The organism is Aquibacillus halophilus, from assembly GCF_009649745.1.
In the GTDB taxonomy this organism is placed as follows: Bacteria; Bacillota; Bacilli; order Bacillales; family Amphibacillaceae; genus Aquibacillus; species Aquibacillus halophilus.
In genome coordinates this window covers 38,412-50,244 of record NZ_WJNG01000013.1, presented here as the reverse complement: position 1 = coordinate 50,244, position 11,833 = coordinate 38,412, and the positions used below count along the sequence as shown (strand labels likewise).

At 39.9% G+C, this 11,833-nt stretch carries 14 protein-coding genes; 13 read left to right on the top strand and 1 reads right to left on the bottom strand.

Translation table 11 applies throughout. From position 1 onward, the window contains the following. Positions 1-25 precede the first annotated feature (25 nt). The 10 genes from GH741_RS15145 (at position 26) to wecB (ending at position 8,084) form a co-directional block, all read left to right on the top strand. On the top strand, positions 26-457 hold the full coding sequence (locus GH741_RS15145; protein ID WP_153737595.1) for a hypothetical protein: 432 nt from the start codon (positions 26-28) through the stop codon (positions 455-457). Between the two features lie 331 nt (positions 458-788). After that, positions 789-1,850, top strand: coding sequence for an L-threonylcarbamoyladenylate synthase (locus GH741_RS15140; protein WP_153737594.1), 1,062 nt, complete (start codon positions 789-791; stop codon positions 1,848-1,850). A gap of 65 nt (positions 1,851-1,915) precedes the next feature. Then, positions 1,916-2,470 carry a manganese efflux pump MntP gene (locus GH741_RS15135; RefSeq protein WP_153737593.1) on the top strand — a complete coding sequence of 185 codons (555 nt, stop codon included), beginning with the start codon at positions 1,916-1,918 and terminating at the stop codon, positions 2,468-2,470. Positions 2,471-2,701: 231 nt separating this feature from the next. Further along, entirely contained in the window at positions 2,702-2,833 is a 132-nt protein-coding gene (locus GH741_RS22155; RefSeq protein ID WP_276608240.1) for a hypothetical protein, read from the top strand. Position 2,834: 1 nt separating this feature from the next. Next, a complete protein-coding gene (locus GH741_RS15130) occupies positions 2,835-3,455 on the top strand; it encodes a low molecular weight protein arginine phosphatase (protein WP_240795521.1) in 621 nt (206 codons plus the stop codon). A 300-nt stretch (positions 3,456-3,755) separates the two neighbouring features. Beyond that, a complete protein-coding gene (gene rpiB / locus GH741_RS15125) occupies positions 3,756-4,196 on the top strand; it encodes a ribose 5-phosphate isomerase B (RefSeq protein ID WP_153737591.1) in 441 nt (146 codons plus the stop codon). 25 nt (positions 4,197-4,221) lie between these two features. Further along, entirely contained in the window at positions 4,222-4,785 is a 564-nt protein-coding gene (locus tag GH741_RS15120) for a TIGR01440 family protein (protein ID WP_338079486.1), read from the top strand. A gap of 77 nt (positions 4,786-4,862) precedes the next feature. Then, on the top strand, positions 4,863-6,098 hold the full coding sequence (locus GH741_RS15115) for a serine hydroxymethyltransferase (RefSeq protein WP_153737590.1): 1,236 nt from the start codon (positions 4,863-4,865) through the stop codon (positions 6,096-6,098). Between the two features lie 178 nt (positions 6,099-6,276). After that, on the top strand, positions 6,277-6,906 hold the full coding sequence (gene upp, locus GH741_RS15110) for a uracil phosphoribosyltransferase (RefSeq protein ID WP_338079484.1): 630 nt from the start codon (positions 6,277-6,279) through the stop codon (positions 6,904-6,906). Between the two features lie 26 nt (positions 6,907-6,932). After that, the gene (gene wecB, locus GH741_RS15105; protein WP_153737589.1) at positions 6,933-8,084 is read left to right on the top strand and encodes a non-hydrolyzing UDP-N-acetylglucosamine 2-epimerase; all 1,152 of its coding nucleotides are present in this window, start codon (positions 6,933-6,935) and stop codon (positions 8,082-8,084) included. A 4-nt stretch (positions 8,085-8,088) separates the two neighbouring features. On the opposite strand, the gene GH741_RS15100 is transcribed toward wecB, so the two are convergent. After that, positions 8,089-8,280 (bottom strand): hypothetical protein, encoded by a 192-nt coding sequence (locus GH741_RS15100; RefSeq protein WP_153737588.1) that lies wholly within the window; start codon positions 8,278-8,280, stop codon positions 8,089-8,091. Positions 8,281-8,753: 473 nt separating this feature from the next. Here GH741_RS15100 and GH741_RS15095 point away from each other — a divergent pair, with 473 nt between their 5' ends. The 3 genes from GH741_RS15095 (at position 8,754) to GH741_RS15085 (ending at position 11,823) form a co-directional block, all read left to right on the top strand. Beyond that, positions 8,754-10,940, top strand: a complete 2,187-nt coding sequence (locus GH741_RS15095) for a S8 family serine peptidase (RefSeq protein WP_153737587.1) — start codon at positions 8,754-8,756, stop codon at positions 10,938-10,940. 294 nt (positions 10,941-11,234) lie between these two features. Continuing rightward, a complete protein-coding gene (locus GH741_RS15090) occupies positions 11,235-11,456 on the top strand; it encodes an AtpZ/AtpI family protein (protein WP_240795520.1) in 222 nt (73 codons plus the stop codon). A 1-nt stretch (position 11,457) separates the two neighbouring features. Further along, the gene (locus GH741_RS15085; RefSeq protein ID WP_153737586.1) at positions 11,458-11,823 is read left to right on the top strand and encodes an ATP synthase subunit I; all 366 of its coding nucleotides are present in this window, start codon (positions 11,458-11,460) and stop codon (positions 11,821-11,823) included. The last annotated feature ends 10 nt before the right edge of the window (positions 11,824-11,833 follow it).

The following is an 11,833-nucleotide window of genomic DNA, read 5'->3' as shown; positions in this document are numbered from 1 at the left end:
AAAAAATGATAGGGAGTGAAGACCAGTGAAGCTAATAAGTACAGCTCAGTTGGATGAACACATTTTGGAACAATTTTTTGAAGATAAATGGAATCATTTCGAGCAAAAGCAAACCTTAAAGCAGGATGGATACCTTATCGAGTATCAGGATCTGTATAAAGCTTATTTTTCCTTGTCTCCAGTCGGGAAAAATGCCTATTGGTTAAAAAGCTTATACATAAAAGAAGGTGTGCCAGCATCTTTTCCGCTAGCTATCATTGAATCTTCGCTAGCACTAGCATCAGAAAAAGGTGCTTCATCCCTTTTCGTATATAGTCACCAACAATCTCTCGATTCATTGTTGTCACTATTAAACTTTCAATCACAGCTAACCCCGAGTTTTGCAGAAGAAATACAGGTTGGTCAAGGAACCTGGTGGGAAATCGATCCAAGGCATGCAACTCAGTTAAATAATTAAAGTTATCCACAAGTCATTAACAAATATTCGATGTTTAAGTGTATAACTTATGAACAACTGTGGATAATATCCCGGTGTTTTGTTAATAACTTTATCTATGTTGTGGATAGCTTGTTGGTAAGTCATTATTACAAAAATTTATAGGCTAGTCTTTGTCTCCTCACCATGATGGTAAGGAGACTTTTATTGTTTAGAAAGATTTTGTGGACAAATAGGACGACAAACTCTTCTTTAGAACTAATACGCTTGATAAAACAACCATTTACTTTCATAATGTGGATAAAGTGTTGATAATTAACTAATAAGGATCGCTGTAATAAAGGAGAAAACAATGAATTACGAAACGAAGCTATGGAAAATAGAAGATATAACTAAGAACTCAACTCAAATTGAAGCAGCAGCAAACCTTTTGAAAAAACAAGAGGTGATTGCCTTTCCGACAGAAACGGTTTATGGACTAGGGGCAGATGCAACTAATGAACAAGCGATTGCTAAAATATTTGAAGCGAAAGGCCGTCCTTCAGATAATCCGTTAATCGTTCATGTAGCAAATAAAAGGCAAATTGATCAGTATGTTTCTAACATACCGGATATCGCTGAAAAACTCATTGATGCTTTTATGCCGGGGCCACTTACTATCATTTTATCAAGCAACGGAGTAATTGCTAAAAATGTCACTGCCGGTTTATCCACAATCGCAATCAGAATTCCGGATCATCCAGTGGCAAGACATCTCTTGGAAGCGTGTCAACTTCCCCTAGCAGCACCAAGTGCAAATAAGTCTGGTAAACCGAGTCCAACTAGTGCAACACATGTGTACCAAGATTTAAATGGCAAAATAGCGGGCATTTTAGATGGTGGTAATACTGGAGTTGGACTAGAGTCAACGGTCCTAGATTGTACCAGTGAACTTCCTATCATATTGAGACCAGGTGGAGTGACCAAGGATCAAATCGAACAAGTTATTGGCACAGTAATGATAGATCCGGCACTTGCGAAAACTGATGACCAGCCCAAATCACCAGGTATGAAATACACTCACTATCAACCGGAGGCACCATTATGGTTAGTTGATGGGGATGCTGATTTTTTTCAAGCACAAATTGAACTGAATACAGATAAGGGCTACAAAGTAGGAGTGATGGCTAGTAAGGAATTAGCCGCTCTTCTCCATACTGACAATATTAAAACATGTGGAACACGTGCTAATTTAAATGAAGTGGCAGCACAGTTATACGAAACGCTTAGAGCTTTTAAAAAGAGTGATGTCGATCTAATCTTGTGTGAAAGCTTTGAACAAGCAGGTGTAGGAGACGCAATCATGAACCGACTTCATAAAGCGGCTTCAAAGAAAATAAAACAATCACTTTCACCTGACGAAACTTCCCTCTAAATTCACATAAAACCCTCCAGGACAGCATATAGTGAAATAGCATGTCCGGAGGGGGTTGGCAAGGGATGGCGATGGATCATCTAGGGGATATTTTTTCATTAGTTTTAATGTCTTTAGCCTTAGGTATGGATGCTTTTTCTGTTAGTTTAGGAATGGGGATGCAAGCGCTAAGGTTAAAAAGAGTTTTTATAGCAGGCATAACAGTAGGTTTTTTTCATATGCTAATGCCGTTTATCGGTATTATGTTAGGGCGATTTATCTCTACTCAAATGGAAGGCTTTGCTGTGTTGGGAGGCGGACTTTTACTATTTGGATTAGGTGTTCAAATGGTGCTAAATTCTTTCAATGTAGAAGAAAAGTCATTGATGCGCGCAACCGGATTTGGACTTATTTTATTTTCATTAAGTGTAAGCTTAGATAGCTTTTCTGTTGGTTTAAGTCTTGGAATGTCTGGAGTTAAAACATTCCTTGCCCTACTACTATTCGGCATCGCCAGTACGGTCTTAACTTGGACGGGCCTACTGGTTGGAAGAAAAGCGCGAGGCTTACTCGGTGTCTATAGTGAACTTCTTGGCGGCAGTATCCTTTGTGCATTTGGATTAAAAATAATATTTGGCTAAAAGAGGCGACCTATACTCTGACGAATACATCTAAAATTTTTATATAGTGCGTGTTCAAATAGGAGGACAAAAAGAGCCAAGAAGTTCAAGGAAATGAAGACGGTGAGCAACTGAGTTTACCTAGAACGTACATGAGTAGCCTAACGGCAAACTGACGCAGTAATTCGACAACTATATTTCTCGGACCTTTTGTCTATCCTCTTATAGGGGCTGTTTTGCTACGAATCAAAAGTGGCAAAGACAGTCCCTACTTCTTTGTCAGCAGAGCGTGCATTATGGTATAGTTTTTGTCATAGAGAACTGTTAGATAAGAAAATAGATCTGTGCTGTTTTGTTGATGATAGCAACTTAGAAGGACAATAAAATGGAGGTTAATCGTATGAAGGTTTTGTTTGTTTGTACAGGTAACACGTGCAGAAGTCCAATGGCAGAAGCGCTACTTAAAGAAAAAATGCCTTCTATTGAGGTGAAATCTGCAGGCATATACGCCAGTAACGGTCACCCTGCTTCACAAGGATCAATTGAAGTTTTTAACCAAAAAGGAATAAGCCTCAATCATCAATCTCAACCAGTAACCACTGAATTACTAACATGGGCCGATCTTGTATTAACGATGACTTCTAGCCATAAACAAGCACTTGCCCTACAATATCCAACCGTCGAGAAGAAATTATTCACATTTAAAGAATATACCCTCCAAGATGATGCTAATTGGGAAAAATTGAAAAAAGCCTATACGGAATTAGAAATTAAACGGGCAGAGTTTATAAACCTAAGAGGCAAAGAACTTGATCGAAATGAAATGGACCGAGCTTTGTATGATCATTTAAGGAAAGAGATTAGTGAAATTCAGGTCTTAGAACTAACTCAACCTAATAATGACATTTCAGATCCATTCGGTGGAGACGCGACAGTGTATCATAAAACATTTGATGAAATTGAAGAATATATTGAGTTATTAATAAAAAAAATAAATAATAACTAATTTCCCTTGAAACGTAGGCTGTCCCTTCTGATTTAAGTCCTAACAGAGGGGTTGCGCTGCTAATAAAGTTGGTTAACTAATGCCTGGAAAAATATGATAGTATATAGCTTGTACAAGTTATCGTAACAACAAGGAAGTTATACATACACTAGTAAAGGGAATACCACTATTGGAAACCCGATTAGAAAAATAGTTAAGAGTGAACTAGTTAAAGTACAAAAATAGTACTGATAAACCCAATTATTTCTCGTTTGGTGGAACAGTATAAACATAAAAAATATTTTAAAAGGAGCATTAAAAATGAAAGTTGTTTTAGCGTCCGATCATGGTGGTAGGAATATCCGCAGAGAGATTGCCTCGTTATTAGAAGAAATGAATATCGAATTTGAAGATATGGGCTGTAATTGTGATGACTCAGTAGATTATCCTGACTATGGCATCCCTGCTGCTGAACGAGTGGCGGGTGGTGAGTTCGATCGTGGCATCTTAATCTGTGGTACAGGAATTGGTATGTCGATTGCGGCTAACAAAGTAAAAGGAATTCGAGCTGCCCTTGTTCATGATGTGTTTAGTGCAAAGGCAACTAGAGAGCATAACGATACGAATATGATAACAATGGGTGAACGTGTGATAGGAGCAGGACTTGCAAGGGAAATTGCTAAAACATGGCTAGAAACAGATTTCCTTGCTGGACGGCATGCAACCCGGATTGGCAAAGTAACCGAGTACGAAAACAAGTAATTGTAAAGGCGGGAGGGGTGTTTGGGTGGATCAGCTTAAAAAAGATATCTCTGCCATTGTTGATGAGTGGTTATCGAATAGTTATTTGGAAAAAGGTAACTTATTTGTGATAGGCTGTTCGACTAGCGAGGTTGCCGGTGAACACATTGGCACCTCAGGAAGTGAAGAAATTGCTGCCATTATTTTTGAACAGGTACACAAGTTAAAACAACAAGCAGGAGTCGAGCTAGCTTTTCAATGCTGTGAGCACTTGAATCGAGCTTTAGTCATCGAAAAAGAAACATTAGCAAAACGCGGCTACGAGCAAGTAACGGCCATTCCAGTTCCAAAGGCCGGTGGATCAATGGCATCCTATGCATACAAGCATTTTGATAACCCTGTGGTTGTAGAGGCTATTAGCGCAGATGCTGGAATCGATATCGGTGAAACAATGATTGGCATGCATATAAAACGAGTGGCAGTCCCGCTTCGTCTAGCTCAAAGATATGTGGGAAATGCTAGAGTAAACGCGGCTAAAACCCGTCCGAGGCTGATTGGTGGAAAACGAGCCGTCTATCCAGATGATAAACCGAATAATCAGTGTCACTAAGTAAAATATATAATAGGAAATCACAAACAATCATGTGAAAAAATAAAATGAATTTAAATGTACAAGGGGGCAATACGATGGAACACGTAAAGAAAAATGATCTAGAATTATTTAAAGCGATTGAGGATGAAAGACATCGTCAAAATGACAAGATTGAACTAATAGCTTCAGAGAACTTCGTCTCGCAAGCAGTAATGGAAGCACAGGGATCAGTTTTGACAAACAAGTATGCTGAAGGCTATCCAGGTAAACGTTACTACGGTGGTTGTGAATATGTAGATGTTGCAGAGAATCTTGCGCGTGATCGTGCTAAGCAACTATTTGGTGCGGAGCATGCTAATGTTCAACCTCACTCTGGTGCACAAGCAAATATGGCAGTTTATTTTACTATCCTTGAGCCAGGCGACACAGTACTTGGGATGAACTTAAGTCACGGTGGTCACTTGACTCATGGTAGCCCAGTTAATTTCAGTGGAACTTTGTACAACTTTGAAGAATATGGCGTTGATAAAGAAACTGAGCAGATTGATTATGATGCATTGCTAGAAAAAGCAAAAGAAGTAAAACCAAAATTAATCGTTGCCGGAGCTAGTGCTTACCCTCGTACGATTAACTTTAAAACGTTCAGAGAAATAGCCGATGAAGTTGGCGCATATTTAATGGTAGATATGGCCCATATTGCAGGACTAGTTGCTACTGGCCTACACCCAGACCCGGTTCCATATGCAGATTTTGTTACAACAACAACACATAAAACGTTGCGTGGACCTCGTGGTGGAATGATTTTATGTAAAGAAGAATTTGCTAGAAAGATTGATAAAACAGTTTTCCCAGGAATGCAGGGTGGCCCGCTTATGCATGTAATCGCAGCAAAAGCAATGGCATTTAAAGAGGCGCTAGCAGATGATTTCAAGACATATTCTCAAAATATCATCGATAATGCCAAGCGGTTTGGTGAAGCTTTACAAAAAGAGGGTATCCGTATTGTTTCCGATGGTACAGACAACCATTTGCTATTGCTTGATGTACGTGGATTGGGCTTAAACGGGAAAGATGCTGAAAAGGCATTAGACGATATCGGTATCACTACCAATAAAAATACAATTCCATTTGACCCAGAAAGCCCATTTGTAACTAGTGGTATCCGTGTAGGTACTGCAGCAGTAACAACCCGTGGATTTGGCCTAGAGGAAATGGATGAGATCGCAGCAATCATTGCCTTTACTTTAAATAATCATACCGATGAAGAAAAATTAAAAGAAGCACAATCAAGAGTTAAGGCTCTTACAGATAAATTCCCTCTCTATCAATAAAAATACTAGTATCCCTTGTCGCTTTAATCTTGCGGCAAGGGATATTTCTAAGCTTAATTTGGGTAAGCTAATTCGAACGATAAATATAAATCGACAAAACGCGATAACATTGCTTGAAAGATAACCGATTTTTCAGTACAATTTTGAGGATGTAAATAAAATGAAGGAGTGATCGAACGTGGGAAATGTTTATGTATTAGATCATCCATTAATTCAACACAAATTAACCTACATAAGAAATAAAGATACTGGAACGAAGGAATTTCGTGAACTAGTTGATGAAGTAGCAGGTCTTATGGCTTTTGAAATAACAAGAGATTTACCAATTGAAGAAACAACAGTAGAAACACCAGTTACAACAGCAACAACTAAAGTGCTTAGTGGGAAAAAACTTGGTCTTGTTCCAATTTTACGTGCAGGCCTAGGTATGGTTGACGGGATTTTACGAATGATTCCAACTGCAAAAGTTGGTCATGTCGGCTTATATCGTGATCCGGAAACACTGAAGCCAGTTGAGTATTACATCAAATTACCAACAGATATTGAAGAACGTGAGCTAATCGTTATCGATCCAATGCTAGCAACGGGTGGTTCTGCTAATGATGCTATCCATTCACTGAAAAAGCGTGGCGCGACCAACATTAAACTAATGTGTCTAGTTGGAGCTCCTGAAGGCGTGGAAGTAATTAAAAAAGAACACCCAGATGTAGATATTTATCTAGCAGCTTTGGATGAAAAATTAAATGACCATGGCTATATCGTACCTGGTCTAGGTGACGCAGGCGACCGATTATTTGGAACAAAGTAACTTTTTGTTATGATGGAGTGAAATGAATGGGGAAACCAATTAAAGTAATGACAATATTCGGTACAAGGCCAGAAGCAATCAAGATGGCTCCACTAGTATTGGAATTGAAGAAACGCCCAGAGCAGTTTGAGGTTATTGTGACAGTTACTGCCCAACACCGCGAAATGCTTGACCAAGTACTAGAAATTTTTGAAATAACACCGGACTTTGACCTGAATATTATGAAGTCAAGGCAAACATTAGCTCAAATTACCACGCGTGCCCTAGAAGGCCTGGATCAGGTTATGTCAGAAACGAAGCCTGATATAGTCCTCGTTCATGGCGATACGACAACAACATTTGCGGCTTCACTAGCAGCTTATTACAATCAAATATCTGTTGGCCATGTTGAGGCAGGGCTAAGAACGTGGAATAAATATTCACCATATCCTGAAGAGATGAACCGTCAACTTACAGGTGTGATGGCAGACTTGCACTTTTCACCAACAATTCAGTCTAAACAAAACCTGCTAACTGAGAACAAGCGTGAGGAAAATATCTTTGTTACGGGAAATACAGCGATTGATGCTTTAAAAACAACTGTCAATCAACAGTATTCTAGTCCAGTGCTAGATGGATTGAATGGCAAACGATTGGTACTAATGACAGCACATCGCAGGGAAAACCTTGGTCAAAACATGCAGCAAATGTTCCGTGCAATCAAGCGTCTAGTTGAAACCCACGATGATATCCATGTTATTTATCCGGTTCACTTAAACCCCGTTGTTCAGGAAACTGCAAATGAGATTTTGGGTGAAGATGACAGGATTCAACTAATTGAACCATTAGGTGTAGTCGACTTCCACAATTTTGCTTCTCGTGCACACTTAATCTTAACGGATTCAGGTGGAGTTCAAGAGGAAGCGCCATCTCTTGGCGTTCCTGTTCTTGTTTTACGCGATACAACCGAAAGACCAGAAGGAATTGAAGCAGGAACTCTAAAGCTAGCTGGAACTGAGGAAGATGATATTTATAACCTAGCAAATGAACTACTTTCAGATCCAGTGGCATATGAAAAAATGTCCAAAGCATCGAATCCGTATGGAGATGGACGAGCTTCTGCAAGAATTGCCGATGCCATTCGTTATTTCTATAACCAAATAGATGAAAAGCCAGCATCTTTCACCGGTTCAAACTAAAGAGCTACCCTCGGGTGGCTCTTTTTGCATGGCTGTTTTCTAAAGGATTGTTTTTTTTGACACGAAAATCATAAATTGCTGTATGTTGATTTGCGCTCCGGGCAGTCGCTTTCCGCGGGCAACGCTTCAACTTCCTCGGAAGAAAACCGCTTCCTGTGGGATTTTCAGCTGTTGGGACTGCGATTACTCGCCCCATCGAAAACCATTTGCTTTTCCCGCAGGAGTCGACTGCCCTACGCTTCAATCAACAGCCATATAAGAGCAAATATCTATTGTTTGGTTTATTGAGATTATCAAACATACAAAAAGACTGATCAAAAATAGAACCAACTTTCTTCGTGAGAGTAGTTATATTCATGAATTAAACGTTTCTTGGAATTCATCTCACTTGAACAGAAAGCCATTCTAAGCGGCGGAAAAATGCGACACTCCTATGGGAAAGGAACAGTCTGAAGACCCCGCAACGAGCGTTTTTTGCTCGTGAGGAGGCTGAAGCGTTCCCCATGGAAAGGGAGTGTTTTTCCGAAGCGATGGATGATCACTCATCCTATAAAGGGTGGGTACAGTCACATAGTTACGTAGCATTTTATATCGGCAAAATCAGACACATAAAACAGAGCGAATTCACAGATACTAATAGGAAAAAACGTGGGGGGATAAATTCAATATATGAGCTTACACAAAACAATCATTCTATTCACCATCATATGTACTATTCTCTTCCCTTTATCAAGCACTGCACAAGATAAAGAATTACAGTCAATCATTATTGAAGTAGATGGAAATCCCCATCAGCATAAACAATATATTGAAAATTACCATCCTTTTATTGAAGTAGTCCAAGTCTACGACACATTGTTTAATGGCCTTGCACTAAGAGCAAAGCCAGGGCAATTGGCCAAAATGGAACGCCTCGATTTTGTTGTAAATGCATATCAGGTCCACATCTATCAAACACAGTCGATTAATAATAGTGTTCCATTTCTTAAGCAAGGGGATAATTCAAGCGAATCAACTAGCTATACTGGCAAGGGTGTGAAGATTGGTGTGATTGACACTGGGATTGACCATACCCATCCAGATTTGAAACCCAATTATAAAGGTGGCTATGACCTGGTTGACTTGGATGACGATCCGATGGAAACATTACCAGAACAAGGAATGCCAACCATTCACGGCTCTCACGTTGCCGGAATTATTGCGGCTAATGGTGAAATGAAGGGTGTTGCACCGGAAGCGGAATTGTATGGCTATCGGGCGCTTGGCCCTGGTGGGATGGGAACCTCAATCCAGGTGATTGCAGCAATCGAGAAGGCAGTCAAAGATGGAATGGATATCATCAACATGTCCCTTGGCAATGCCGTTAATGGACCAGATTGGCCAACGAGCATTGCGGTTAACAAAGCTGTCGCCCTCGGAGTATCCATCGTTATTGCCAATGGAAATTCTGGACCGAATAACTGGACAGTGGGATCACCAGCTACATCGACTGATGCCCTGTCAGTTGGAGCATCGACACCGCCGCTCAACATACCATATCTCAGTGACTCATTTTTGGATAAAAAAATTTACATGTCACCACTGATGGGGTCTACGCCTTGGGATTTAACAAAGGAATATCCTGTAATCGATGGAGGGCTTGGAAAAGAAGAGATTGCCAACGCTAGGGATAAAATAGTATTAATGAAACGTGGCGAAATCCCCTTTGCGGAAAAAGCTAGAATAGCAGAACAAGCGGGTGCAAAAGCTGTCATCATTTATAACAATGAAGCTGGTTCCTTTCAGGGATCAGTAGACGATGGCCAAAGTGAAATTAATATACCGGCAACAACTATTTCTAAGAAGGACGGGGAATGGTTAACCAACCAAATTGTCAAAAAGGATAAATGGATTGATACAAAATACCAAGCATCACAGGACAAGATGGCAGACTTTAGCTCCCGTGGCCCGGTAACAACGAACTGGAAAATAAAACCTGAAATAGTTGCCCCTGGTGCTGCAATAACCAGTACCGTTCCTGGTGGATACATGGAGCTACAAGGGACAAGTATGGCCGCACCCCATGTAGCAGGTGGACTGGCGCTAGTAAAACAGGCTCATCCTGATTGGACGCCTGAACAATTAAAAGGTGCATTGCTAACCACCGCACTTCCCCTGCAAAAAGGAGAAGAACTGTATGATCCCATTATCCAAGGGATGGGGCGAATGCAGCCTCAAAAAGCAATTGAAACAACAACAATTATTCATGAACCATTACTAACTCTTGGGAAAATTGAAGATTTGCTAGAAAATCACACAGTAAAGATAGAAATTGAGAATGTGTCGAATCACGATCTAGTATACCGTTTTGACCTTCCTAAACAGACACGGGGAATACGTTGGCATATGCCAAACAGTTTTAAAATTGGAGCCAAAAGTAAGAAAACAGTTGCTATTGAAGCGTCCATTAATAGTTCACTATTGAAAAATGGCTTGCATCAAGGCTGGCTAACATTAAAACAACAATCACAGACTTATAATCTGCCGTATCTTTTACTTAACAAAGAAGGTGATTATCCTAAAGCGATGGGAATGGAGTTTTCTTTAAGAACTTTCTCAGACGACCAATATCAGTATCGTTTATATTTACCTGAAAAAGCGGATAAAGTAACAGTTGATTTATATAATCCGCGTACACTAGCATTTGAGCGGACTTTACTAGAGCTTGAGGATTTAAAAGCTGGTTTAGTTGAAGGTTCGATGGAAAAAAGAAATCTTGGAAAGACTGGTAAATATTTAGCTAACGTTACGGTTGAGACAGCTGATAATAAGCAGCATAGTTATCAAACCGAGATAGTAATTGAGTTTCCAGAATAAATATATGACAAAAATAGAACATAGTTAGATATTGTTCACAAATTTGTCGATTTTCTCCTTAAGGGATTTCATCTATAATTACAGGAAGGGTGTTAAGAGGGACCTGTCATCGATGAGGCGTAAAACGTGCTATTTATCAACTTATTGATAATTTTTTCCAATGGTCAATTTGTGTTTTAAACTAATTGACATTGTAGCACCCCTATTGTATGCTAATTTAGTGTGGAATGATAAGGGTTTCACTGTGATAAATGTCACTGTGAAACACGCTCGAATGTGATAGGGGCGGTAGGATTGAGCCGAAGTAAAAACAGTCCGTTTCGAGGTATGGCTTTAACTAGTGGTATCTTGTCACAGCTTGTAGGAGGCCCACTCGTTGGTATTTTCCTAGGAACCTGGCTTGACGACCTATTTTCTACAAAACCACTTTTTTTAGTGCTCGCACTTTTTCTTGGTGTGGCATCTGGTACATATGGAACTATTCATTTAGTAAGAAAATACACGGGGGACGACTAAGATGCAGTATGATAACATGATAACCCGTCAGCGTAAATGGATGTTCTATCTTCTCGCCGTCATCGTACTTGGAGCCGGATTAACTCCGTACCCTCGTATTTTCCTTGGTCTCCTCTTAGGAGCATCATTAAGCTTCTATAATTTGTGGCTGATGCAAAGGAAAATCAAACAATTTGGACAGGCAATCGTAGAAAATCGCTCTGCAAAGGGCATAGGATCTTTTACTCGATTAGCTACTGCTGCACTTGCTGTATTAATCGCCCTTCGTTTTGAGGAACATTTCCACCTGATGGCAGTAATTATCGGATTAGTGGCATATTACTTTGTCATTATGATGGATTTTGCACTATTTAGATCAAGAGACTAGCACAGGGAAG

Bases quoted from the DNA above. Each gene is read 5' to 3' on its own strand.
- GH741_RS15140 (WP_153737594.1), top strand. From the start codon at position 789: ATGAATTACGAAACGAAGCTATGGAAAATAGAAGATATAACTAAGAAC.
- GH741_RS15135 (WP_153737593.1), top strand. From the start codon at position 1,916: ATGGCGATGGATCATCTAGGGGATATTTTTTCATTAGTTTTAATGTCT.
- GH741_RS15130 (WP_240795521.1), top strand. From the start codon at position 2,835: ATGGAGGTTAATCGTATGAAGGTTTTGTTTGTTTGTACAGGTAACACG.
- rpiB (WP_153737591.1), top strand. From the start codon at position 3,756: ATGAAAGTTGTTTTAGCGTCCGATCATGGTGGTAGGAATATCCGCAGA.
- GH741_RS15115 (WP_153737590.1), top strand. From the start codon at position 4,863: ATGGAACACGTAAAGAAAAATGATCTAGAATTATTTAAAGCGATTGAG.
- wecB (WP_153737589.1), top strand. From the start codon at position 6,933: ATGGGGAAACCAATTAAAGTAATGACAATATTCGGTACAAGGCCAGAA.
- GH741_RS15100 (WP_153737588.1), bottom strand. From the start codon at position 8,280: ATGGGGCGAGTAATCGCAGTCCCAACAGCTGAAAATCCCACAGGAAGC.
- GH741_RS15095 (WP_153737587.1), top strand. From the start codon at position 8,754: ATGAGCTTACACAAAACAATCATTCTATTCACCATCATATGTACTATT.
- GH741_RS15085 (WP_153737586.1), top strand. From the start codon at position 11,458: ATGCAGTATGATAACATGATAACCCGTCAGCGTAAATGGATGTTCTAT.